Source organism: Rhodobacter viridis, from assembly GCF_003217355.1.
In the GTDB taxonomy this organism is placed as follows: Bacteria; Pseudomonadota; Alphaproteobacteria; order Rhodobacterales; family Rhodobacteraceae; genus Rhodobacter; species Rhodobacter viridis.
Map to the genome: position 1 here is coordinate 96465 of NZ_QJTK01000004.1, position 24299 is coordinate 120763.

At 65.0% G+C, this 24299-nt stretch carries 23 protein-coding genes; 14 read left to right on the forward strand and 9 right to left on the reverse strand.

What is annotated here, in order from left to right; translation table 11 throughout:
* The first annotated feature begins 89 nt into the window (after positions 1-89).
* The 3 genes from C8J30_RS07605 (at position 90) to C8J30_RS07615 (ending at position 3863) form a co-directional block, all read left to right on the forward strand.
* Positions 90-545, forward strand: coding sequence for a methyltransferase family protein (locus C8J30_RS07605; protein WP_245909726.1), 456 nt, complete (start codon positions 90-92; stop codon positions 543-545).
* Positions 546-836: 291 nt separating this feature from the next.
* Positions 837-2411, forward strand: a complete 1575-nt coding sequence (locus C8J30_RS07610; RefSeq protein ID WP_110805150.1) for a Re/Si-specific NAD(P)(+) transhydrogenase subunit alpha — start codon at positions 837-839, stop codon at positions 2409-2411.
* 15 nt (positions 2412-2426) lie between these two features.
* Positions 2427-3863: an NAD(P)(+) transhydrogenase (Re/Si-specific) subunit beta gene (locus tag C8J30_RS07615; RefSeq protein WP_110805152.1), complete on the forward strand. Its 1437-nt coding sequence runs from the start codon at positions 2427-2429 to the stop codon at positions 3861-3863.
* Positions 3864-4178: 315 nt separating this feature from the next.
* Here the strand turns inward: C8J30_RS07615 and lpdA are convergent, their stop codons facing one another.
* The 7 genes from lpdA to sucC all read right to left on the reverse strand — a co-directional run bounded on the left by lpdA (position 4179) and on the right by sucC (position 13382).
* A complete protein-coding gene (lpdA, locus tag C8J30_RS07620) occupies positions 4179-5567 on the reverse strand; it encodes a dihydrolipoyl dehydrogenase (RefSeq protein ID WP_110805154.1) in 1389 nt (462 codons plus the stop codon).
* A gap of 128 nt (positions 5568-5695) precedes the next feature.
* On the reverse strand, positions 5696-7240 hold the full coding sequence (gene odhB, locus C8J30_RS07625; protein WP_110805156.1) for a 2-oxoglutarate dehydrogenase complex dihydrolipoyllysine-residue succinyltransferase: 1545 nt from the start codon (positions 7238-7240) through the stop codon (positions 5696-5698).
* 1 nt (position 7241) lies between these two features.
* Complete coding sequence (locus tag C8J30_RS07630) at positions 7242-10211, reverse strand: 2-oxoglutarate dehydrogenase E1 component (RefSeq protein WP_110805158.1); 2970 nt, start codon at positions 10209-10211, stop codon at positions 7242-7244.
* 273 nt (positions 10212-10484) lie between these two features.
* The gene (locus C8J30_RS07635; protein WP_110805160.1) at positions 10485-10850 is read right to left on the reverse strand and encodes a hypothetical protein; all 366 of its coding nucleotides are present in this window, start codon (positions 10848-10850) and stop codon (positions 10485-10487) included.
* A 17-nt stretch (positions 10851-10867) separates the two neighbouring features.
* Positions 10868-11185 carry a hypothetical protein gene (locus C8J30_RS07640; RefSeq protein ID WP_110805162.1) on the reverse strand — a complete coding sequence of 106 codons (318 nt, stop codon included), beginning with the start codon at positions 11183-11185 and terminating at the stop codon, positions 10868-10870.
* Between the two features lie 114 nt (positions 11186-11299).
* Positions 11300-12184: a succinate--CoA ligase subunit alpha gene (gene sucD / locus C8J30_RS07645; RefSeq protein WP_110805164.1), complete on the reverse strand. Its 885-nt coding sequence runs from the start codon at positions 12182-12184 to the stop codon at positions 11300-11302.
* Between the two features lie 4 nt (positions 12185-12188).
* Complete coding sequence (gene sucC, locus C8J30_RS07650; protein WP_110805165.1) at positions 12189-13382, reverse strand: ADP-forming succinate--CoA ligase subunit beta; 1194 nt, start codon at positions 13380-13382, stop codon at positions 12189-12191.
* A gap of 219 nt (positions 13383-13601) precedes the next feature.
* Here sucC and C8J30_RS07655 point away from each other — a divergent pair, with 219 nt between their 5' ends.
* On the forward strand, positions 13602-14642 hold the full coding sequence (locus C8J30_RS07655; RefSeq protein ID WP_110805167.1) for a glycosyltransferase family 2 protein: 1041 nt from the start codon (positions 13602-13604) through the stop codon (positions 14640-14642).
* A 51-nt stretch (positions 14643-14693) separates the two neighbouring features.
* Here C8J30_RS07655 and mdh read toward each other — a convergent pair whose 3' ends face one another.
* Positions 14694-15656, reverse strand: a complete 963-nt coding sequence (gene mdh, locus C8J30_RS07660; protein WP_110805257.1) for a malate dehydrogenase — start codon at positions 15654-15656, stop codon at positions 14694-14696.
* A 224-nt stretch (positions 15657-15880) separates the two neighbouring features.
* Here mdh and C8J30_RS07665 point away from each other — a divergent pair, with 224 nt between their 5' ends.
* Positions 15881-16615 (forward strand): sulfite exporter TauE/SafE family protein, encoded by a 735-nt coding sequence (locus tag C8J30_RS07665; protein WP_181420814.1) that lies wholly within the window; start codon positions 15881-15883, stop codon positions 16613-16615.
* A gap of 59 nt (positions 16616-16674) precedes the next feature.
* Here the strand turns inward: C8J30_RS07665 and C8J30_RS07670 are convergent, their stop codons facing one another.
* Positions 16675-16989: a hypothetical protein gene (locus C8J30_RS07670; RefSeq protein ID WP_110805259.1), complete on the reverse strand. Its 315-nt coding sequence runs from the start codon at positions 16987-16989 to the stop codon at positions 16675-16677.
* 184 nt (positions 16990-17173) lie between these two features.
* Between C8J30_RS07670 and C8J30_RS07675 the strand changes: the two genes are divergently transcribed.
* From C8J30_RS07675 to C8J30_RS07715, 9 genes are all read left to right on the forward strand, one after another.
* Positions 17174-18040: an HpcH/HpaI aldolase/citrate lyase family protein gene (locus tag C8J30_RS07675; RefSeq protein WP_394341919.1), complete on the forward strand. Its 867-nt coding sequence runs from the start codon at positions 17174-17176 to the stop codon at positions 18038-18040.
* A 10-nt stretch (positions 18041-18050) separates the two neighbouring features.
* The gene (locus tag C8J30_RS07680; protein WP_110805260.1) at positions 18051-18611 is read left to right on the forward strand and encodes an NnrU family protein; all 561 of its coding nucleotides are present in this window, start codon (positions 18051-18053) and stop codon (positions 18609-18611) included.
* Positions 18608-18811, forward strand: coding sequence for a DUF1737 domain-containing protein (locus tag C8J30_RS07685; protein ID WP_110805261.1), 204 nt, complete (start codon positions 18608-18610; stop codon positions 18809-18811). Before C8J30_RS07680 ends, C8J30_RS07685 begins: the two co-directional genes overlap by 4 nt.
* Positions 18812-19849, forward strand: coding sequence for a MaoC family dehydratase (locus C8J30_RS07690; RefSeq protein WP_110805262.1), 1038 nt, complete (start codon positions 18812-18814; stop codon positions 19847-19849).
* Positions 19850-20189: 340 nt separating this feature from the next.
* Complete coding sequence (gene sdhC, locus C8J30_RS07695) at positions 20190-20588, forward strand: succinate dehydrogenase, cytochrome b556 subunit (protein ID WP_110805263.1); 399 nt, start codon at positions 20190-20192, stop codon at positions 20586-20588.
* 10 nt (positions 20589-20598) lie between these two features.
* On the forward strand, positions 20599-20997 hold the full coding sequence (gene sdhD / locus C8J30_RS07700; protein ID WP_110805264.1) for a succinate dehydrogenase, hydrophobic membrane anchor protein: 399 nt from the start codon (positions 20599-20601) through the stop codon (positions 20995-20997).
* Between the two features lie 16 nt (positions 20998-21013).
* Positions 21014-22819, forward strand: coding sequence for a succinate dehydrogenase flavoprotein subunit (sdhA, locus tag C8J30_RS07705; protein WP_110805265.1), 1806 nt, complete (start codon positions 21014-21016; stop codon positions 22817-22819).
* A 64-nt stretch (positions 22820-22883) separates the two neighbouring features.
* Complete coding sequence (locus C8J30_RS07710; RefSeq protein WP_110805266.1) at positions 22884-23117, forward strand: hypothetical protein; 234 nt, start codon at positions 22884-22886, stop codon at positions 23115-23117.
* Between the two features lies 1 nt (position 23118).
* Positions 23119-24288, forward strand: a complete 1170-nt coding sequence (locus C8J30_RS07715) for a glycosyltransferase 61 family protein (RefSeq protein WP_181420809.1) — start codon at positions 23119-23121, stop codon at positions 24286-24288.
* The last annotated feature ends 11 nt before the right edge of the window (positions 24289-24299 follow it).

Sequence of the window (24299 nt, forward strand, 5' to 3'; positions counted from 1 at the left end):
TTTCGGCCAAACTGGCGCGGGCGCCCGGCCGCCGCAAGGGGGGTTGCGCGGCGGCTGATCCGACGTCACCTTGGGGCGGGGAGGCCATCATGACCGTGAAAGACGCGCTGAGGGACATCGACCTGCCGCCGCTCTGGCTGGCCGCTTTCGCGGCCCTGGTCTGGATCACCGGAACCGTCGTGCCGCTGGCGCTGCCCTATACGCATCCGGTGGGCTATGCGCTGGTGCTGGCGGGCGTCGTGCTGACGCTGGTCGCCGCCGGACAGATGGTGCTGATGCGCACCACGGTCATTCCGCGCCGCGAGCCCTGCCGTCTGGTGACCTCGGGCGTCTTCGCGTTTTCACGCAACCCGATCTATCTGGCCGATGCGATGATCCTTGCCGGGCTGATCCTCGTCTGGGATGCCGCGCTGGCGGCGCCGCTGGTTCCGGCCTTCATGGCGCTGATCACGCGCCGCTACATTCGGGGCGAGGAAGTCGCCATCGCCACGCTCTTTGGACCCGAGTATCAGGCCTATCGCGCCCGCGTCCGCCGCTGGCTGTGACCTATTTGCTGCATTGCAGAAAAATCGTCGCACCCCGTCGCAATCGCTGTGCCAAATCCGCGCTGCGGCAGGGCAGGTGACCCCCGCCAAACCCTTGAATCCGCGCCAAAATTGTCAGCGGTAACATGGTATGCAAAGGTATACCGCGGGGGTGGCCCAACCCGGCACCAGTTTTGCGACTCTTACGTGTGACCAAGCGCTTGTGAAACTTTCTTACGCAGTGTTAAGAGGTCTCGCCACGTTTTGTCCCCGGGCTGAAATCGTCCCGGGGCAGCATTGGGAGAGACAGAAGTGAAAATCGGCGCTCCGAAGGAGATTTTCGAGGGAGAGGCGCGTGTTGCGCTGACCCCCGACTCTGCGGTCCAGCTTCAGAAGCTGGGGCACACTTGTTTCGTGGAAGCGGGCGCGGGCCATGCCGCGGGCTTTGAAGATACCGCCTACGAGGCCGTCGGCGTGACCGTCGTGAAGGGCGCCGAGGCGCTTTTCGACGCGGTGGACGTCGTGGCCAAGGTGCGCCCGCCGGTCGAGGCCGAAGTGGCCCGCCTGAAGTCTGGCAAGACGCTGATTTCCTTCTTCTATCCGGCGCAGAACAAGGATCTGCTCGAGGCTGCCAAGGCCACCGGGGCGACTGTTATCGCGATGGACATGGTGCCGCGGATCTCGCGCGCGCAAAAGATGGACGCGCTCAGCTCGATGGCGAACATCTCGGGCTACCGCGCGGTGATCGAGGCGGGCAACAACTTCGGCCGCTTCTTCACCGGTCAGGTGACGGCGGCAGGCAAGGTGCCCCCGGCCAAGGTGCTGATCGTTGGCGCGGGCGTTGCGGGTCTGGCCGCGATCGGCGCCTCGACAGCGCTGGGCGCGATCACCTATGCCTTTGACGTGCGTCCCGAAGTGGCCGAACAGATCGAATCGATGGGCGCCGAATTCGTCTATCTCGATTTCGAGGAGCAAGCGCAGGATGGCGCCGCGACCGGCGGTTACGCCGCGCCGTCCTCGCCCGAATTCCGCGACGCGCAGCTGAAGAAATTCCGCGAACTCGCCCCCGAGATGGACATCGTCATCACCACGGCGCTGATCCCCGGCCGCGACGCGCCGATCCTCTGGACCAAGGACATGGTCGAGAAGATGAAACGCGGCTCGGTCATCGTCGATCTGGCGGCCGAGCGTGGCGGCAACTGCGAGCTGACGAAGAAGGACGAGAAAGTCGTCACCCCGAACGGCGTGACCGTGATCGGCTACACCGACTTCCCCTCGCGCATGGCGCAGCAGTCGTCGCAGCTTTATTCGACCAACATCCGTCACATGATGACCGACCTGACGCCCGGCAAGGACGGCGTCGTGGTCCACAACATGGAAGACGACGTGATCCGCGGCGCGACCGTGACCTTCGAGGGCGCGATCACCTTCCCGCCGCCGCCGCCGAAAATCGCGGCGATCGCGGCGCAAAAGCCGAAGGAAAAGGCCAAGGTCCTGACGCCCGAAGAAATCCGGGCCGCCGAGAAAGCCGCCTTCCGCAAGGAAACCCGCAACCAGATCCTGATGCTGGGCATCGGCGGCGCGCTGCTGCTCTCGATCGGGCTCGTGGCTCCGGCTTCGTTCATGGCGCACTTCATCGTTTTCGCGCTGTCGTGCTTCGTCGGCTTCCAGGTGATCTGGAACGTCAGCCACTCGCTGCACACGCCGCTGATGGCGGTGACGAACGCGATTTCCTCGATCATCATCCTCGGCGCGCTGCTGCAGGTGGGGTCGAGCTCGTTCCTCGTCATCCTGCTCTCGGGCGTTTCGGTCTTCATGGCGGGCATCAACATCTTCGGCGGTTTCATGGTCACCCGGCGCATGCTGGCGATGTTCCAGAAGTCGTAAGCGGAGGAAAGAACAATGGATTTCGGTTTCACCACGGCCGCTTACGTCGTTGCGGCAGTTCTGTTCATCCTCTCGCTCGGCGGCCTGTCTGGGCAGGAAAGCGCGAAACGTGCCGTCTGGTACGGCATCGTCGGCATGGCGCTGGCCGTGGCGGCGACGCTGGTCGGGCCGGGGCAGGGGCTTTGGGTCCTGTCGCTCCTCCTTCTGGGCGCGGGCGGCTTCTATGGCATGAAGGTCGCGAAAAAGGTCCAGATGACCGAGATGCCGCAGCTCGTCGCGGCGATGCACTCGCTCGTCGGTCTGGCCGCCGTTCTGGTCGGCTACAACGCCTATATTGAATCGGTGCGCGTGCCGGGCATGGACGATGCCGCGAAAGCGGCGCTCGAGGGCTTTGCGGCGCTCGTCGCCCACAAGACGCCGACCGAGCTTGCGATCCTGCGCGTCGAGCTGTTCCTTGGCGTCTTCATCGGGGCCGTGACCTTCACCGGCTCGATCATCGCCTTCGGCAAGCTCGCGGGCAAGGTCGACACCAAGGCGAAGAAACTGCCGGGCGGTCACTTCCTGAACGCGACGGCGGCGCTGGCTTCGATCGCCATGCTCGTGCTCTTCATGCTCGGCTATGGCTCGCTGCCGCTGATCGGGATGACGCTGCTGGCGTTCTTCATCGGCTATCACCTGATCATGGGGATCGGCGGCGCCGACATGCCGGTCGTGGTGTCGATGCTGAACAGCTACTCGGGCTGGGCCGCGGCGGCGATCGGCTTCTCGCTCGGCAACGATCTGCTGATCGTGACCGGCGCGCTGGTCGGCTCCTCGGGCGCGATCCTGAGCTACATCATGTGCAAGGCGATGAACCGGTCGTTCATCTCGGTGATCCTGGGCGGCTTCGGCAATACCTCGGGTCCGGCGATGGCGGTCGAGGGCGAGCAGATCGCTATTGACGCGCAGGGCGTGGCCGATGCGCTGTCGGAAGCCGACAGCATCATCATCATCCCGGGCTATGGGATGGCGGTGGCGCAGGCGCAGATGGCGGTGTCGGAGCTCACCTCGGTGCTGCGGGGCCGTGGCAAGACCGTGCGCTTCGCGATCCACCCGGTTGCGGGCCGTCTGCCGGGGCACATGAACGTGCTGCTGGCCGAGGCGAAGGTTCCCTACGACATCGTTCTGGAGATGGACGAGATCAACGAGGACTTCCCGAGCACCGACGTGGCGATCGTCATCGGCTCGAACGACATCGTGAACCCGGCGGCGCAGGAAGATCCGAACTCGCCGATCGCCGGGATGCCGGTGCTGGAATGCTGGAAGGCGAAACAGGTCTTCGTGTCGAAGCGCGGTCAGGGCACGGGCTACTCGGGGATCGAGAATCCGCTGTTCTACAAGGAAAACACCCGCATGTTCTACGGCGATGCGAAGAAGTCGCTGGAAGAACTGCTGCATCTGATCCGGCACTGAGCTGTATCAGACCCGACCACAGGCCCCGCCGGAAACGGCGGGGTTTTTCATTTCGCCCCGGCTGCGCCGGAGCGACCCGCCGGGGGCTTTGCCCCCGGACCCCGAAGATATTTGGAGCAAGATAAAAGAGCGCCCGACGGCTTGCCGAACGCTTGATGGGTAGGTTTTGGGGGGAAGGGCAGGCTTCCGAAGCCTCGGATGGAGCCATTCCGCAAAGGTCAAAGCCGAGCCTTAGGCTTTTCCCTGGCAAAATACGCCGGGGGGTGCGGGGGGCGGAGCCCCCCGCGGGTCGCCTCGCGCAAGCGAGGCGAAATCTTACGCGTGGATCGCGCCGTCGCCGCAGGCCAGTGCCGCTTCGCGCACCGCTTCCGAATAGGTCGGATGCGCGTGGCAGGTCAGCGCGATATCCTGCGCCGAGGCGCCGAATTCCATCGCCACGCAGATCTCGTGGATCATGTCACCCGCCGACGGGCCGATGATGTGGGCCCCCAGCACCCGATCCGTCGCCGCATCGGCGAGGATCTTCACGAAGCCTTCGGCCTGGAACACCGCCTTGGCGCGGCCGTTGCCCATGAAGGAGAACTTGCCGACCTTGTAGGCCCGGCCTTCCTGCTTCAGCGTTTCCTCGGTCTTGCCGACGCAGGCCACCTCGGGCGTCGTGTAGATCACGCCGGGGATGACGTCGTAATTCACATGGCCATGCTTGCCCGCGATCACCTCGGCCACCGCCATGCCCTCGTCCTCGGCCTTGTGGGCGAGCATCGGACCCACGATCGCATCGCCGATCGCATAAAGGCCCGGCACAGTCGTCGCCCAATGGCTGTCGGTCTTCACTTGCCCGCGCGGCAGCATCTCGACGCCGAGCGCCTCGAGCCCCAGACCCTTGGTGAAGGGCTTGCGGCCGGTCGCGACCAGCACCACCTCGGCCTCGATCGCATGGGCGCTCTCGTCCTTGCGCAGGGTATAGCGCACGGTGTTCTTGCCCTTCGCCTTGTCGACGCCCTGCACGGCGGCGCCCAGAACGAATTTCAGCCCCTGTTTCGACAGGATGCGCTGCAGCCCCTTGGCGACTTCGCCGTCCATGCCCGGCGTGATCGCGTCGAGATATTCGACCACCGTCACCTCGGCGCCAAGCCGCGCATAGACCGAGCCGAGTTCCAACCCGATCACCCCCGCGCCGATCACCACCATCGATTTCGGCACCTTTGCGAGCGACAGCGCCCCGGTCGAGGTGACCACGGTCTGCTCGTCGATCTCGATGCCGGGCAGGCCCGAAGATTCCGAGCCGGTGGCGATGACGATGTTCCTGGCCGTGTGGACCTCGTCGCCGACCTTCACCTGACCCGGCGCCGGGATCGAGCCCCAGCCCTGCAGGTAGGTCACCTTGTTCTTCTTGAACAGGAACTCGATGCCCTTGGTGTTGCCGTCGATGACGTCCTGCTTGTAGGACTGCATCTTCGCCCAATCGACCTTCACCTTGGCGCCCATCAGGCCCATCTTTTCGAAGTTCTCGTGAACCTCGTGCAGCTCATGCGTCGCGTGCAGCAGCGCCTTCGAGGGAATGCAGCCCACGTTGAGGCAGGTGCCGCCCAAGCTGCCGCGCCCTTCGACGCAGGCGGTCTTCAGGCCCAATTGCGCGCAGCGGATGGCGCAGACATAGCCGCCCGGGCCGCCGCCGATGATGATGACGTCAAATTCTGCCATGGTCATTCCCCTGACGAATGGCGGGGGGCGCTGCCCCCCGGGCCCCCCGAGGTATTTTCAGCAAGATGAAAGGGAGGCGGTTTGCAGGAAGGGGGCGGGTGGACCGCCCCCTGCGGCATCGGACCGGATCAGAGATCCATCAGCAGGCGGCGCGGATCTTCCAGCGCCTCTTTCACGCGCACAAGGAATGTCACCGCGCCCTTGCCGTCGACGATGCGGTGATCGTAGGAAAGCGCCAGGTACATCATCGGGCGGATCACGATCTGACCGTTCACCACCACCGGGCGGTCCTGAATCTTGTGCATGCCGAGAATGCCCGATTGCGGCGGGTTCAGGATCGGCGAGGACATCAGCGAGCCGTAGACGCCGCCGTTCGAGATGGTGAACGAGCCGCCCTGCATCTCCTGCATCGTCAGCTTGCCATCCCGGCCGCGCTTGCCCAGTTCCGCGATCTCGCGTTCGATATGGGCGAAGCCCTTCTGATCGGCGTCGCGCACCACCGGCACCACAAGGCCCGAGGGCGTGCCCACGGCCACGCCCATGTGGACGTAGTTCTTGTAGATGATGTCGCCGCCGTCGATCTCGGCGTTCACTTCCGGGATTTCCTTCAGCGCGTGGCAGCAGGCCTTCACGAAGAAGCCCATGAACCCAAGCTTCACGCCGTGTTTCTTCTCGAACTGGTCCTTGTAGACGTTGCGCAGGTCCATCACGCCCGACATGTCCACCTCGTTGTAGGTGGTCAGCATCGCGGCGGTGTTCTGCGCGTCCTTCAGGCGACGGGCGATGGTGGCGCGCAGGCGGGTCATCTTCACCCGCTCTTCGCGCATCGCATCCTCGGCCGGGACCGGCGCGCGCGGGACCGACGCGGGCGGCGGCGCGATCGAGACTTGCGCGGTCTGCATCGGCGCGGGCGCGACGGGGGCCGGGGCGGCAGCGGCGGCCGCCACGTCTTCCTTCATGATCCGGCCATCGCGGCCAGACCCTGCGACCTGATCGGGCGACAGACCGGCTTCGGCCATCGCTTTCTTGGCCGAGGGCGCATGTTCCACGTCCTTCGCGGGCGCGGCAGCAGGCGCCGCGGCCGGGGCGGGGGCGGCGACCGCCGGAGCAGCGGCAGCACCGGCACCCGCGGCCATGATCGCCAGACGACCGCCCGCGGCGACCGAGGCGCCCTCGGGGGCGAGGATCTCGCTCAGCACGCCCGCGACCGGCGCCGGAACCTCGACCGAGACCTTGTCGGTTTCAAGCTCGCACAGGATCTCGTCCTGCGCGACGGCATCGCCCGGTTTCTTGAACCAGGTGGAAACGGTGGCTTCGGCAACGCTTTCGCCCAGCGCGGGGACCATGACATCCGTCATCTTGACCTCTTGAATCTGCGGCGCGGCTTTTTGAGGGGCTGCCGGGCCGTCGAGTTTGGGTTGCGCGGGCGCCATCGCGCCAGCGGACAAAAGCACGGCCAGAAGGGCGTTCACCGCCACCGTCTCGCCTTCCTTGGCGATGATCTCGCTCAGCACCCCCGCAGAGGGGGCGCGGACTTCGACCGTCACCTTGTCGGTTTCAAGCTCGCAGAGCATCGCATCGGCCACGACCATCTCGCCCGGTTTCACGAACCAGGTGGCGACAGTGGCTTCCGAGACGCTTTCCCCAAGCCCGGGAACGCGGATCTCGGTCATCTCAGCCCTCCAGCGCGTCGTTCACGAGGGCTTCCTGCTCGGCCTTGTGGCGCGAGGCGAGGCCCGTGGCCGGCGAGGCGGACGCGGCGCGGCCCGCATAGCGCGCGCGGCCATGCTTCGCCCCGATCTTCGACAGAACCCATTCGAGGTTCGGCTCGATGAAGCTCCAGGCGCCTTGGTTCTTCGGCTCTTCCTGACACCAGATGATCTGGGCATCCTTGAAGCGGCCGAGTTCCGTCACCAGCGAATGCGCCGGGAACGGGTAAAGCTGCTCGACACGCAGGATGTAGACGTCTTCCAGACCCCGCTTGTCGCGTTCGGCGAGCAGGTCATAGTAGACCTTGCCCGAGCACATCACGACGCGGCTGATCTCTGCATCGGGTTTGGTCGTCATTTCCGAATTGCCGTGATGCTGCGCATCGGCATCGTCCCACATCACGCGGCGGAAGAACGAGCCGGTGGTGAATTCGTCGGCCTTGGACACGCAGAGCGGATGGCGCAGCAGCGATTTCGGCGTCATCAGGATCAGCGGCTTGCGGAAGTTGCGGTGGATCTGACGGCGCAGGATGTGGAAGTAGTTCGCGGGCGTCGAGCAGTTCGCGACGATCCAGTTATCCTCGGCCGAGAGTTGCAGATAGCGTTCAAGCCGGGCGGAGGAGTGCTCCGGCCCCTGACCCTCGAAGCCATGCGGCAAGAGACAGACAAGGCCCGACATCCGCAGCCATTTCCGTTCGCCCGAGTTGATGAACTGGTCGAACATGATCTGCGCGCCGTTGGCGAAGTCACCGAACTGCGCTTCCCACAGCGTCAACGCATTGGGCTCGGCCAGCGTGTAGCCATATTCGAACCCGAGCACGGCATATTCCGACAGCATCGAGTCGATGACTTCGTATTTCGCCTGACCGGGCTTGATGTGGTTCAGGGGATAGTAGCGTTCCTCGGTCGCCTGATCGATCAGCCCGGAATGGCGCTGGCTGAAGGTGCCGCGGGTGCAGTCCTGCCCCGCCAGACGCACCGGGAAGCCCTCGGCCAGAAGCGAGCCGAAGGCCATCGCCTCGGCCGTGGCCCAGTCGAAGCCCTTGCCGGTTTCGAACATCGCCTTCTTGGCGTCGAGCTGGCGCGCCACCGTCTTGTGGATGTCGAAATCTTCCGGATAGGAGGTCAGCGCCTTGCCAACCTCGGCCATCAGCTCGGGCGAGATCGGGGTCACCCCCGCGTCGTAATCCGAGCTTTGCCGGTCGAGGTGCTTCCAGCGACCATCAAGCCAGTCGGCCTTGTTCGGGCGGAAGGTCTTGCCGGCCTCGTATTCCTCGTTCAGCTTCGCCTGGAAGGCGGCTTTCATATCCTCGATCTCGCCCTCGGGGATGAGGCCGTCGGCCACGAGACGTTCGGTGTAAAGCTGCAGCGTGGTCTTGTGGCCCTTGATGTTCTTGTACATCGCCGGGTTGGTGAACATCGGCTCGTCGCCTTCATTGTGACCGAAGCGGCGGTAGCAGAAGATGTCGATGACCACGTCCTTGTGGAACTTCTGCCGGAACTCGGTCGCCACCTTGGCGGCGTGCACGACGGCCTCCGGGTCGTCGCCGTTGACGTGGAAGATCGGCGCTTCCACCATCAGGGCGATGTCGGTCGGATAGGGCGAGGTGCGGCTGAAATGCGGCGCCGTGGTGAAGCCGATCTGGTTGTTCACGACGATATGGATGCAGCCGCCGGTGCGGTGCCCCTTGATGCCGGAAAGCTGCAGACATTCGGCGACGATGCCCTGACCCGCAAAGGCGGCATCGCCGTGCAGCAGGATCGGCAGAACCTGCGTGCGGTCTTCGTCATGCGCCTGATCCTGCTTGGCGCGGACCTTGCCCAGAACGACCGGGTTCACCGCTTCAAGGTGCGACGGGTTCGCGGTCAGCGACAGGTGGACGGTATGGCCGTCAAAGGCGCGGTCCGACGACGCGCCAAGGTGATATTTCACGTCGCCCGAGCCGTCCACATCCTCGGGCTTGTAGGAGCCGCCCTGGAATTCGTGGAAAATCGCGCGGTAGGGTTTCGCCAGCACCGTCGCCAGAATGTTCAGACGGCCGCGGTGCGGCATGCCGATGACGACTTCCTTGAGCCCAAGCGCACCGCCGCGCTTGATGATCTGTTCCATCGCCGGAATGAGCGCCTCGCCGCCATCAAGGCCGAAGCGCTTGGTGCCGGTGTATTTCACATGCAGGAATTTCTCGAAGCCCTCGGCCTCGACCAGCTTGTTCAGGATGGCGCGGCGGCCTTCGCGGGTGAACTGGATTTCCTTGCCGTAGCCCTCGATCCGTTCTTTCAGCCAGGCGGCTTCCTCGGGGTTCGAGATATGCATGTATTGCAGCGCAAACGTGCCGCAATAGGTGCGCTTGAGCACGTCGAGGATCTGCCGCATCGAGGCGACCTGCAGGCCCAGCACGTTGTCGATGAAGATCATCCGGTCCATGTCGGCATCGGTGAAGCCGTAGGAGCGCGGGTCAAGCTCCGGGTGCGGCTCGCCCGAGCGCATGCCAAGGGGATCGAGATCGGCGATCAGGTGGCCCCGGATCCGGTAGGCGCGGATGATCATCAGCGCGCGGATGCTGTCCAGCACGGCGCGCTTGATCGCCTCGTCCGAGACCTGCACGCCCGCGGCCTTCACCGCCGCCGCCAGTTTCTCGGCCGCGGCCTTGTTTTCCTTCGGCGCGACGGGCATCGGCCATTCGCCGGTCATCGCGGCGGTCAGATCGTCATTGGGGGAGGGCGGCCAGTCGGCACGCGCCCAGCTCGGCCCGTGGGCCGAGCGCTTGGCGTCAAGCTCGGTGTCGCCAAGGCTTTCGAAGAAGGAGGCCCAGTTCGGATCGACCGAGGTCGGATCCGCAGCATAGCGGGCGTAGAGCTGCTCGACATAGTCCGCGTTCGCCCCTTGCAGGAAGGACGAAGCGTGGAACTGGTCGTTCGGTGTGTGGTCGTTCATGGGATGATCCTTGCGAGATCGGCTGCGGGAACGGCCGGAGGCCGGAGGGATACGGGGTTCCGGCGCGCGAGGGACGCGCCGGCACGGGTTACTTCAAGAGCTGACGGGAAGGCGGCGCTTTGCCCGGCGCGGTTGTCCGTGGGCGGGGGCCGAGAGGACCCGGGGCACCGGGGCGGTCACCCCGGTGCAGGCCGCATCGCGCGGCTGGGGGAGGATCGGAGCGAGCGTGAGGGGACGCATCGTCTTTCCTTTCAGGACTGAGGCCTTGCGAGCCTAGTTGCACTCCACCACAAGGGTCTTCATCCCCGGGACCCGGTCCCCGGGCTCGGCGACATGGGACGACTTCAAACTGCGGCCATAATGGTTGCAAAGTCGTTCCGGTGCGCCTTTCACCGCCGCCTTGTCGGCCGCGAACAGGTCGAAATAGACATAGGACCGTTTCGCATCGCCCGAGATCGCCGCGACGGCATCGCTGTTGATGCCGGTCATCTTCTCGAAATCCGCTTTCGGCCGGTTGTCGACCGGGATCGGCGGGGCGAGGTCCTGCCCCGTCGAGGACGGCGCAAGCTCGACCTGCATGCAGGCGGAAAGGGTAAGCATCAGGAAGACGGCCGGAAGGGCCGACGCGGAACGGAGCATTCTTTGCCTCGGGCAGGTTAGCGGCGATAGGGGGAAGCGACGCCGGGAAGTCCGGCGGCGGCGTTGCAGGCGATGTCGTAATTGCCACCGGTGTTTTCGGCGCCGCAGGTCGCAGCGGTGCCGTCGACGATCGTGCCATTCGTGCGCGCCGAATTCGCCACCGCATAGCCGGTCGAGCCGGTCGGTGTCATGCCCGCGGGAACCTTTTGCGTCGTCACGATCGGATAGGTGGTGATCGGACCCGAAGCCGAGGGATCGATCACCGTCGGATCACCGCAGCCCGCCAGAGCCAGCGCGGCAAGGGTCATCGCCGCGGTTGTACGTTTCAGCGTCATTCGTACCTCCCGTTCTGGCCTTTCGGCCGGTGTTGTCCGCGTCTTTCGGGGCCCGACACCCCGTCTTGCCAGTGGGTGGAGCCGCGGCCTCCTCTGCCGCGGCCCCGCGGGGCCTCAGCCCTTGATCGCTTTCAGCACGGCTTCGCCGAGGTGGGCGGGGCTGTCCGCCACCACGATGCCCGCGCGCTTCATCGCTTCGATCTTGCTTTCCGCATCGCCCTTGCCGCCCGAGACGATGGCACCGGCATGGCCCATGCGACGGCCGGGAGGCGCGGTGCGACCGGCGATGAAACCGGCGGTCGGTTTCCAGCGGCCTTTTTTCTTTTCCGCCATCAGGAATTCGGCGGCTTCTTCTTCGGCCGAACCGCCGATTTCGCCGATCATGATGATCGAGGTGGTTTCCGGGTCGGCGAGGAACATCTCGAGCACGTCGATATGCTCGGTGCCCTTGATCGGGTCGCCGCCGATGCCCACGGCCGAGGATTGGCCCAGGCCCACGTCGGTCGTCTGTTTCACCGCTTCATAGGTCAGCGTGCCCGAGCGCGAGACGACGCCCACCGAGCCGCGCTTGAAGATCGAGCCCGGCATGATGCCGATCTTGCACGCATCCGGCGTCATCACGCCCGGGCAGTTCGGCCCGATCAGGCGCGATTTGCTGTCGATCAGCGCGCGTTTCACCCGCATCATGTCCAGAACCGGGATGCCTTCGGTGATGCAGACGATCAGCTCCATCTCGGCGTCGATCGCTTCAAGGATACTGTCCGCGGCGAAGGGCGGCGGCACATAGATCGCCGTCGCATGGGCGCCGGTGACGTGTTTCGCCTCGTGGACCGAGTTGAAGACCGGCAGGCCGAGATGCTCGCTGCCGCCCTTGCCGGGGGTCACGCCGCCGACCATTTTCGTGCCGTAGGCGATGGCTTGTTCAGAGTGGAAGGTGCCCTGCGAGCCGGTGAAGCCCTGGCAGATGACCTTGGTGTTTTCGTTGACGAGGACTGCCATCTTCTTAGCCTTTCACCGCTGCCACGATCTTCTTCGCGCCGTCGGCGAGATCGTCCGCGGCAATCACATTGAGCCCCGACTTGGCGATGATGTCCTTGCCAAGCTCGACGTTCGTGCCCTCGAGACGCACGACCAGCGGAACCTTCAGGCCAACTTCGGTCACCGCCGCCAGCACGCCTTCCGCGATGATGTCGCAGCGCATGATGCCGCCGAAGATGTTGACCAGAATGCCCTTCACCTTCGGATCCGAGGTGATGATCTTGAACGCCTCGGTCACCTTTTCCTTGGTGGCGCCACCGCCCACGTCAAGGAAGTTGGCCGGTTCGGCGCCGTAAAGCTTGATGATGTCCATCGTGGCCATCGCCAGACCCGCGCCGTTCACCATGCAGCCGATCTCGCCATCAAGCGCGATGTAGTTCAGGTCGAACCGCGAGGCTTCGAGTTCTTTCGGGTCTTCCTCGGTCACGTCGCGCAGGTCCAGCACGTCGGGCTGACGGTAAAGCGCGTTGTTGTCGAAGCCGAGCTTCGCATCGAGAACCTTCAGATGGCCGTCGGTGGTGACGATCAGCGGGTTGATCTCCAGCATCTCCATGTCCTTCTCGAGGAAGGCCTTGTAGAGCTTCTTGATCAGCGCCACGCATTGCTTGACCTGATTGCCTTCAAGACCCAGCGCAAAGGCGATGCGGCGGCCGTGGAAATCGCTCAGACCCGTCGCCGGATCGACCGAGAAAGAGAGGATCTTTTCGGGCGTGTGGGCCGCGACTTCCTCGATGTCCATGCCGCCCTCGGTCGAGCAGACAAAGGACACGCGCGAGGATTTGCGGTCGATGAGCAGCGCGAGGTAAAGCTCGCGCGAGATGTCCGAGCCTTCCTCGATATAGATGCGGTTGACCTGCTTGCCGGCCGGGCCGGTCTGGTGGGTCACAAGGGTGCGGCCCAGCATCTGGCGGGCCAGCGTTTCGGCCTCGGCCACGGACCGGGCCAGACGCACGCCGCCCTTTTCGCCCGCTTCGGCTTCCTTGAAATGGCCCTTGCCGCGACCACCGGCGTGGATCTGCGCCTTGACCACCCAGAGCGGGCCGTCGAGTTCGCTGGCAGCTGCCTTGACCTCATCTGCCTTGAGCACGATGCGACCGTTCGAGACCGGGCAGCCGTAGCTCTTGAGCAACTGCTTGGCCTGGTATTCGTGGATATTCATGGCATTTATCCCATGCTGATGTGTTTGGGGTGGTTTGGCACATTCCGCCCCGGGCACAAACCCAAAATTGCGCAAAGACCGGGCGTTCCGGAAGAAAAATCGGCTTTGTGATCACGGGTCGCAAATGTGTGATCACAAAATGCTGCAAGGCAGCGAACTTGATTGCGTTAACGGAATCGGCTTTGGTTTTCGCAAGGAAATTTCAAAACCGGGGTTGCTATGGCAAGTTGGGGCGTGGTTGCGCTGGTCGATGAACCGGCGGTGTTGCTGGCGGCTCATGCGGCGCATCATCTTGCGGCGGGGGCGGCCGAGGTGCACCTGTGGCTTGACCGGCCCGACCCGGAGGCCACCGATCTTCTGGGCGCGGTGGCGGGGGTGCATCTGCATCACGCGGGCGAGGATGGCTGGGCGTTTCAGGGTGGCGGGCAACGTCCGAAACTGCACACCGCGCGGCAGAAGTATATCGCTTCGAAGACGCTCGCCGAGACCCGGCTCGACTGGGTGATGCATTGCGACGCCGACGAGTTTCTGACCGCGCCGGGGGGCAGCGTGGCCGAGGTGCTCGGCGCCGCGCCCGCGGCGCTCGACTGGGTTGCCGTTGATGTGGCCGAGCGGGTGCAGATCGGCGGGCGCGCCGGTGCCGATATCTTCGCGGGCGCCTTCCGGAGGCCCTGGCGCGCCTTTGCCACCGAGGGCGCCGAGGTCTTCGCCGCGGCGGCGCGCGAGTATCTGCATCACGGCATCGCCGGGCATCACAACGGCAAATGCTGTGCGCGGGCGGGGCGGGGGCTGTTCGTGGGCGTGCATCACGGGCTGAAAACCTGGGCGGGCGAGCGCGCGCCCGCGCACGGGTCGCTGCCGGGGCTGCGTCTGCTGCATTTCGACGGGCTGACCGAATTGCACTATCTTCTCAAGATATTGCGCCGCGCGCAGGGGGGTGTTCCCGGCGCGCCCTCGCGCCACAGCGCGGCGCGTCTGGTGCAGATTGCGGCGGTGGCGGGAAGGGCGGGCGATGCGCAGCGGCTGCACCGGATCTGGCGACTGGCGAAGACGCTCGACCGCCCGCAGGCGGCGGCGCTCGAGACGCGCGGGGTGCTGAGCCACGACGCGCCCGGCATCGCGCAATGTCTCGAGGCGCAGCTCGGCTTTTGCCCCGACCTCAGTCCCGCCGCCTTCGACCGGGCGCTGATCGCGCGCGAGCGGGATTTGCTGGAAAGCCTTCGGGCCGAGTTCGGCTTTGACCCGGAAAGCCTTGCGTGAGCAACGAAAAAGGGCGGGGAAACCCCGCCCTTTCGAGAGATGTCGGATCGCTCAGGCGAGCGTCGGATCGATCGCCTTGCAGGCCGCGACCAGACCTTTGACCGCGTCGACCGACTTGTCGAACATCGCCTGTTCGGCATCGTTCAGCTTGATGTCGATGACTTTCTCGATGCCACCGGCGCCGATGATCGTCGGCACGCCGACATACATCCCATCGAGGCCGAAGGCGCCATCCACCCAGGCCGCGCAGGGCAGCAGGCGTTTCTGGTCATTGAGGTAAGCTTCCGCCATTTCGATCGCCGAGGTGGCGGGCGCGTAGAAGGCCGAGCCGGTCTTCAGCAGGCCGACGATCTCGGCGCCGCCGTCACGGGTGCGCTGGATGATCGCGTCGAGCTTGTCCTGCGTGGTCCAGCCCATCGACACCAGATCCGGCAGCGGGATGCCCGCGACGGTCGAGTAACGCGCCAGCGGCACCATCGTGTCGCCGTGGCCGCCCAGCACGAAGGCGGTGACGTCGCGCATCGAGACGCCGAATTCGACCGAGAGGAAGTGACGGAAGCGCGCCGAGTCGAGCACGCCGGCCATGCCGACGACTTTTTCGGCCGGTAGGCCCGAGAATTGTTGCAGCGCCCAGACCATCGCATCGAGCGGGTTGGTGATGCAGATCACGAAAGCGTTCGGCGCGTATTTGGCGATGCCTTCGCCGACCGATTTCATCACCTTGAGGTTGATGCCCAGCAGGTCGTCGCGCGACATGCCCGGCTTGCGCGGAACCCCGGCGGTGACGATGCAGACATCTGCGCCCGCGATGTCTTCATAGGTGTTGGTGCCCTTGAAGCAGCCGTCGAAGCCCTCGGAGGGACCGGATTCGGCGATGTCGAGCGCCTTGCCCTGCGGCGTGCCCTCGGCGATGTCGAAGAGGACGACGTCCCCCAGTTCTTTGATCGCGGCGAGGTGGGCAAGCGTGCCACCGATCTGACCGGCGCCGATAAGGGCGATCTTGGGTCGGGCCATGGGTTCCTCCACAGGTCGGGAATGGTGTAAGCGTGGCGAAGGACTAGCGTCTCGGGGCTGGTCTGGCAAGGGCGCTGCGGGGCAGCAAAGCCGCTTCCTTCGAATAGTATGCGATTGCATACCGCCAACTGCACATTGTTTGCGCTAAACATTTCCTTGCGGCGCGGCCCCTGATCGGGGAGAGCCGGGCGGACGCGCAGGTGATTCTCGGAGGGGCGATGGAACTGGATGCTTTCGGCTGGCTCATGGCGGTGCTGGCGGCGGTCAGCGTCGGCATGGCGAAGGGGGGCTTGCCGATGATCTCGTCGCTTTCGGTGCCGCTTCTGGCGGGGTTGATGAACCCGGTCGCGGCGGCGGGGCTGCTGCTGCCCGTCTATATCGTCTCGGACGTGTTCGGCCTGATTGCGTACAGGCGCGAGTTCGACGCGCGGGTTTTGAAGATCATGGTGCCCGCAACGGCGCTCGGGGTGGGGCTCGGCTGGGCCACGGCCTCGGTGGTGCCCGAGGCGGCGGTGACAGCGCTGGTCGGCGTGATCGGGGTGGTCTTTGCACTGAACGCGCTGGTGCGCCCAAGCCTTGGCGCGGCACGCGCGGCGCGGCTGACGCCCGGGATCTTCTGGGGCACGATCACCGGCTTCACCAGTTTCGTCAGCCATTCGGGCGGCCCGCCGTTTCAGGCCTATACGATCCCGCTCAACCTGCCGCGCACGGTCTTTGCCGGAACCTCGACGATCCTCTTTGCCTGGGTGAATGCGATCAAGCTCATTCCCTATGCGGCGCTGGGGCAGATCAATTTCGGCAGTCTTGGCATCGCGCTGAAACTGGCCCCGGTGGCGGCGCTGTCGGTCTTTCTGGGCGTGAAGCTGGTGCGGATCCTGCCGCACGAAATCTTCTACAAGCTTGTCACTTGGGCGCTGTTGCTGATCTCGCTCAAGCTTCTGTGGGATGTGCTCGTCTGAAACGTGGAGCGGGGCAGCGCCCCCTTTCGCGCCGGTGCGGCGTGCCGCGCCGGACCGCGTCAGGCGCCCTTGCCCTGAGCGGGCAGCGGTTCCGCCAGGCTTTGATAGTCATTGCCCGAAGCGATCAGACAGGTCTGGCCGGAGGGCAGGGTGACCAGCACCGAAAACGTTCCGCTCGCCTCCGAGGCGAAGATCTCCAGCACGGAATCGTTCGAGGCGATGCCCATGCCGTGACGGCTCTCGGCATAGCGGTTTTCCAGTTGCCGGACGATCTCGGCGCGGGTGCCGCAGGCCGGACCTTCGGCGGCGGCGGGCAGGGCGGCGACCAGAAGCGCCGCAAAGCCGGAGAACAGCGTGAACAGAAGCGGGCGCATCGGATGCCTCTTGCGGTTGGGGATGCAAAAAGGCTGCGCCCGACTCATTCAAAATAAGGTTAATGCGCCGCGGGCTCCGATCTGACCCGATTTCGCGACGTTATTCTGCGCTGCGGCAAATCCGGGCTTGCTGAATCTGTCCGCCTTGTGCTTCATCGCGCAAGATTGTTGCGAGGAGAGAATCATGACCGCTGCCCGCCCCACCCGTTCGGTGCTCTATATCCCCGGCTCGAAAGAGCGCGCGCTGGAAAAGGCCACGGGTCTGGCCTGCGACGCGATCATCTTCGACCTTGAGGACGCCGTGGCGGTCGAGGAAAAGGTCAATGCGCGTGCCATTCTGATCACGGCGCTGCGCGAGGCCGATTTCGGCGCGCGGATGCGGATCGTGCGGATCAACGGGCTCGACAGCGACTGGGGGCGCGAGGATGCGCTGGCGATGGCCGCGGCGCTGAAGGATGGCGTGAAGATCGACGCCGTGCTGATCCCCAAGGTCTCGACCAAATCCGATCTGGATGCCGTCGCGAACCTGATCCCGACCGTGCCGCTCTGGGCGATGATGGAGACGGCGCTCGGCATGCTGAATGCCGCCGACATCGCCGCGCATCCGCGCCTTGAGGGCATGGTGATGGGCACGAACGACCTTGCAAAAGAGCTGCAATGCCGCTTCCGCCCGGATCGTCTGGCGCTGCAGACGGGGCTGGGCCTGTGCCTGCTGGCCGCCAAGGCGTTTGGCAAGATCATCGTCGATGGCGTCTACAATGCCTTCAAGGATGACGCGGGGCTGAAGGCCGAATGCGATCAGGGCCGCGATATGGGCTTTGATGGCAAGACGCTGATTCACCCGGCGCAACTGGAGATTGCCAACGCCGCCTTTGCGCCCTCCGAGGCCGAGATCGACCTGGCCCGGCGCCAGATTGCCGCCTTTGACGAGGCGCAAGCCGCAGGCCAGGGGGTCGCGGTTGTGGATGGAAAGATCGTCGAAAACCTGCATATCGTGACGGCGCGGCAGGTCCTTGCGAAAGCGGAGGCGATTGCCGCACTCGCAAGTTGAGAGGCAAGCCATGTCATTGATGATCCTCGGCATCCTGCTTTGGGTGCTGCCCCATTCCTTCAAGCGCCTTGCACCGCGCAAGCATCTGATGCTGATGCCGCAGATCAAGGCGATCGACGCCGCGCTGATCCTGATCGGGACTGCGCTGATGGTGATCGGCTATCGCGCGACCGAGGCGATGCCGAACCTTTACGACCCGCTGCCGGGCATGGGGCATGCGAACAACACGCTGATGCTGATCGCGGTCTATCTGTTCGGTGTCGGTGGCGCGCGCTCGATCCTGATCGACAAGATGCGCCATCCGATGCTGACCGGCATGCTGCTTTGGGCGGTCGCGCACCTGCTGGTGAATGGCGATCCGGCCTCCGTCGTGCTCTTTGGCGCGCTGGGCATCTGGGCCGTGGCCGAGATGGTGCTGATCAACCGCGCCGGCCCGTGGAAGAAACCGAAACCCGGCTCGCTCAAGGGCGATCTGAAGAACCTGATCGGCACGCTGATGTTCTATGGCATCATCGTCTGGGTGCACCAGCTCGTCATCGGCCACAGCCTCTTTCTGGGGACCTATCCATGAAACTCTACCGGCTCCTGACCGAAGATGACACGTCGGCCTTCTGTCACAAGGTCTCGCTTGCGCTCTCGAAAGGCTGGGCGCTGCATGGCGACCCGGCCTATGGCTTCGACGCCGCGCGCGGCGTGATGCGCTGTGCGCAGGCGGTGGTGAAGGATGTGCCGGGCGACTACCACCCCGATCTGAAACTGGGAGAGCAGTGAATGGCAGCGAAGACGAACCCCGGACGGTTTTTTGAGGATTACAAGGTGGGGCAAGTGATCGAACACGCTGTCCCCCGCACGGTGGCCGAGGGCGAGCGCGCGCTGTATCACGCGCTCTATCCGGCCCGGCATGCGCTCTATTCGAGCGACGTCTTCGCCGCGCATTGCGGTCTGGACGGCTCGCCGCTTGATGACCTCGTGGCCTTCCATGTCGTCTTCGGCAAGACCGTTCCCGATGTCTCGCTGAATGCCGTCGCCAACCTTGGCTATGCCGAGGGGCGCTGGCTTCTGCCGGTCTATCCGGGGGACACCTTGCGCTCGGTCTCCGAGGTGATCGGGGTCAAGGAAAACTCGAACGGCAAGTCGGGCAATGTCTATGTCCGCACCCAAGGCCTGAACCAGAATGACGAGGTCGTGCTGGAATACGTCCGCTGGGTAATGGTGCGCAAACGCGATGCCGCGAGCCCCGCGCCGGAAGCCGTGCTGCCCGAGCTGCGCAAGGTCGTTCCGCCCGAGGATCTGGTGATCCCCGAGGGGCTGACCTTCGAGGATTACGACTTCACGCTCTCCGGCGAGCCGCATCGGTGGGGCGATTACGAGATCGGCGAGAAGATCGACCACGTCGATGGCGTGACGATCGAGGAAGCCGAGCACATGCTGGCCACCCGGTTGTGGCAGAACACTGCCAAGGTGCATTTCGACGCCACCTTCCGCGAGGATGGCAAGCGGCTGATCTACGGCGGCCATGTGATCTCGATGGCGCGGGCGCTCTCGTTCAACGGGCTCGCCAATGCGCAGATGATCGTGGCGCTGAACGGTGGCGCGCATGCGAATCCCTGCTTTGCGGGCGATACCGTCAAGGCCTGGTCCGAGGTGCTCGACAAGGCCGAGACCGAGGCCCCGGGCGTCGGCGCGATCCGGTTGCGGCTGGTTGCGGTGAAACAGGGTGCGGCGCCCTTTGCCCTGAAGGGCGAGGACGGAAAATACGCGCCCGAGGTGCTTCTGGATCTCGATTATTGGGCGCTGATGCCGATGTGATCGCAAATCTGCCCTGTGGCGGGTGAGTCGGACAAACGGGGCGGAAACCGGGTCACGGTTTCCGCCCCCTCTGTTTGCGCTGCCATGCGCAGGGCTGGAGGCCGCCTTGCCCGGGATGAAAAGCGGCATTTGAATGTTACCGGACGACATCCCCGCGCTGTGCGAATTTGTGATCACAAAGCGGTATTTCGTGCGTTTTTTTGCAACTGCGCGGGTGAAATTTGATCTGGATGCGTGACTTGGGCGCCGTGACCGCCTATTCAGGTTCCACAATTCCGGCCAACCCGTCTGCCTCCACTCTCTGGCCCGCGCAGACGGCCCAGCGAGTGAGGGACCCCAAATGGCTGAACCGAAACGGGTCGAGCGACCCCTTTCCCCCTTCATGATCGGCCCGTATTACCGTCCGCAGATGACGTCGATGAGCTCGATCCTGACCCGGATTACCGGCAATGCGCTCATTGCGGGCTTCGTGCTCGGCGCGTGGTGGCTGATCGCCGCCGTCTCGAGCCCCGGCTACTTCGGCTTCGTGAACTGGATCGTCACCTCGTGGCTGGGCTATCTCGTCTTTGCGGGGATGGCCTGGGCGATGTGGTATCACTACCTGACCGGGCTGCGGCACCTGCTGTGGGACACCGGCAAGGGGCTCGACATCGAAACCGCCGAGAAACTCGGCTGGGGGGCGATCATCGGCTCGGTCGTGCTGACGCTCCTGACCCTGATCATTCTGGCGATTTTCTGAGGAGGCAACCATGCGGTATCTGACCGATCGCAAACGCGCCGTCGGCAAGGGGGCCTCTGGTTCCGGCACCGAGCATTACTGGTGGATGACGATGTCCTCGGTGGCGCTCGCCTTCCTCGTTCCGACCTTCATCTTCGTCTTCGGCTCGGCCATCGGCGGCACGCAGGAAGAGGTGATCGCGCATTTCGCCCGGCCCTTCCCGGCGATCCTGACCGGCCTCGTCACGCTTGTGGGCATGCGCCACTTCGCCAAGGGCGCGCAGGTCATGCTGGAAGACTACACCCAGGGCAGCCTGCGCAAGGGGCTGGTGATCCTCGTCTATTCGCTGTCCTACGTGATCACGGCCCTCGTGCTGTACGCTCTGGCGAAGATGACTTTCCTCAGCATCGTGCTGAACTCGGCGAACTGACAGGGATACCCGGACAATGGCTTCCTATACTTATGAAACCCACAACTATGACGTGGTGGTGGTCGGTGCCGGTGGCGCGGGCCTGCGGGCGACGCTGGGCATGGCCGAACAGGGGCTGCGCACCGCCTGCGTGACGAAAGTGTTCCCGACCCGCTCGCACACGGTTGCGGCGCAGGGCGGGATTGCCGCTTCGCTGGGCAACATGGGCCCGGACAGCTGGCAATGGCACATGTTCGACACCGTCAAGGGGTCGGACTGGCTCGGCGATACCGATGCGATGGAATATCTGGCTCGCTCCGCCCCGGCGGCGGTCTATGAACTGGAACATTACGGCGTGCCGTTCTCGCGCACCGAGGCGGGCAAGATCTACCAGCGCCCGTTCGGCGGTCACACCACCGAATTCGGCGACGGCCCGCCGGTGCAGCGCACCTGCGCCGCGGCCGACCGCACCGGCCACGCCATCCTGCACACGCTCTATGGCCAGTCGCTGAAGAACAACGCGGAATTCTTCATCGAATATTTCGCGCTCGATCTGATCATGTCCGACGATGGCGTTTGCCAGGGCGTGGTGTGCTGGAAACTCGATGACGGCACCTTCCACGTCTTCAACGCGAAGATGGTCGTGCTGGCGACGGGCGGCTACGGCCGCGCCTATTTCTCGGCCACCTCGGCGCACACCTGCACCGGCGACGGCGGCGGGATGGTGGCGCGGGCTGGCCTTGCGCTGCAGGACATGGAATTCGTGCAGTTCCACCCGACCGGCATCTATGGCTCGGGCTGCCTGATCACAGAAGGCGCGCGCGGCGAGGGTGGTTACCTGACGAACTCGCAAGGCGAGCGGTTCATGGAACGCTATGCCCCGCATTACAAGGATCTGGCGCCGCGCGATTATGTCTCGCGCTGCATGACGCTGGAAATCCGCGAAGGCCGCGGTGTGGGCGAGCATAAGGACCACATCCACCTGAACCTCAGCCACCTGCCGAAGGAAGCGCTGGCCGAACGTCTGCCGGGCATCTCGGAATCGGCGAAGATCTTCGCCGGTGTCGACGTGACCAAGGAACCGATCCCGGTTCTGCCGACGGTGCACTACAACATGGGCGGCATTCCGACGAACTACTGGGGCGAAGCGCTGAACCCGACCAAGGACAACCCGAATGCCGTCGTTCCGGGCCTGATGGCCGTGGGCGAGGCCGGTTGCGCCTCGGTGCACGGGGCGAACCGCCTTGGCTCGAACTCGCTGATCGACCTCGTGGTCTTCGGCCGTGCCGCCGCGATCCGCGCGGGCGAAATCGTCGATCCGAAAGCGCGTCCGGCGGCCTACAACCAGGCCTCGGTCGACAAGTGCTTCGATCGCTTCGACGGGCTGCGCCATGCCAAGGGCGGCACGCCGACGGCGGATCTGCGTCTGCAGATGCAGCGCACTATGCAGGCCGATGCGGCGGTGTTCCGCACCGACAAGACGCTGGCCGAAGGCAAGGCGAAGATGACCGAGATCGCGGCGAAAGTGTCGGATCTGAAAGTCACCGACCGCTCGCTCGTCTGGAACAGCGACCTGATGGAAACGCTGGAACTGACGAACCTGATGCCGAACGCGCTCGCCACCATCGTCGGCGCCGAAGCCCGCAAGGAAAGCCGCGGCGCCCATGCCTCGGAAGACCATGCGACGCGCGACGACGCGAACTGGCGCAAGCACTCGATCATGCGGGTCGAGGGCAACAAGGTCGATCTGACCTACCGCCCGGTGATCACCGAACCGCTGACCACCGAAGCGGAAGGCGGCATCAGCCTCGCCAAGATCGCCCCGAAAGCGCGGACGTTCTGAGATGGCACGGGTCTGGGCATATGGGATCGCAGCGGCAGGGCTTGCCCTTGCCGGTTGCGGCCCCATGGCCCTGCCCGAAGCCGAAGAGCTTTGCGCCGAGGCCGTTGCCCCGAAAGCCCCCCTTTCCGGCGAAGGCCGGATGGGTATCGCCTCGGATGGCAACTTCCATTCGGATATCGATCTGACCTTCAACCTGGGCGCCGCCGGAGACCCCGGCGTCGCCTATGCGAATTGCGTCCGCGCCCGGGCCGGACAGGCGCCGAGCCGCCCCTATTACGACGTGGGCGGGAGGCGCTGAGATGGAGATGCTCTGCTTCAGCGACGTTCCCGTGATGCCGGTCACCCGGATCCGCGAACATATCCCGCTGGGCGGTCCGCTCTGGCCCGAGTTCGAGCGCCAGACCGCCGCCCGCTTCTGCCATTCCGGCCGTCCGGTCGATGCGGCGCCGCCGCTGCGCAAGCCGGTGCGGAACTTCCACCGTCCGGCGCTCTGGGGGGGCTATCTCAGCCACGAATTCGGCCATCTGGTCGCCGAGCACATCACCCGGCTTCTGCCCGCTGTCAGCCAGCGTGGCGAAGATGTGGTGTTGTTCACCCTGCCCACCGGGATGGCGCCCGAGGCGCTGGCACCCTGGGTCCATGATCTCTTCGAATGGCTGACGATGCCGCCGCGTCGCGCGCGTTTCGTCACCGAGCCGAGCCTCGCCCCCGAATTGCGCGTCTGCGCCCAGGGCGAGATGATGGGCGGCGTCGCCCCCGATCCGGCCTATCTCGACCTTCTCGACACGCTGCCCGACCGTCACGGGCTTGAGCTGCAGCCGCGTCTGCCGCTTGTCTATGTCAGCCGCGCCGGGCTTGTGGCGCAGGGCCGCGGCGGGCATCTGGGCGAGAGCTATCTGGCGGGCCTGCTTGCAGAGCTTGGCGTGACGGTCGTCGACCCCGGTCGCCTGCCGATCCGCGCGCAGATGCAGGCCTATGCCCAGGCCGAGGCGCTGCTCTTCGCCGAAGGCTCGGCGCTGCATGGCCGCCAGCTGCTGGGCCGTCTCGATCAGGACATTCACATCCTGCGCCGCCGCGCGGGGCTTGATGTCAGCAAGGCCGTGTTGACGCCGCGCTGCCGCAGCCTGCAGTATCACGATGTCGTCGCCGGGCATCTGACGGTTTCGGGCACGTTCAAGGGGCCCGAGCACACGACCCCGCGCGAATTCCGCCACCTTTACGCGGCCTTCTACGACCTGCCCGCGCTCTTTGCCGCTTTCGCCGATCTTGGCGTGCCGCTTGCCCGGCACTGGGACCCTGATGCCTGGCGCCAGGCGGTGCTTGACGACGCGCTGCACTGGCTCGTGGCCCAGGCTGCCCCGGTGGCGCAGGCCATTCCCAATCTCATCCGTCTCATCGAGCAGATTTCCACCCCCGATGAGCTTCTCGACTTGGCCGAGCCGCCCCCGGCCCGGTCCGCTTCGCACTGAAAGGACGCCCA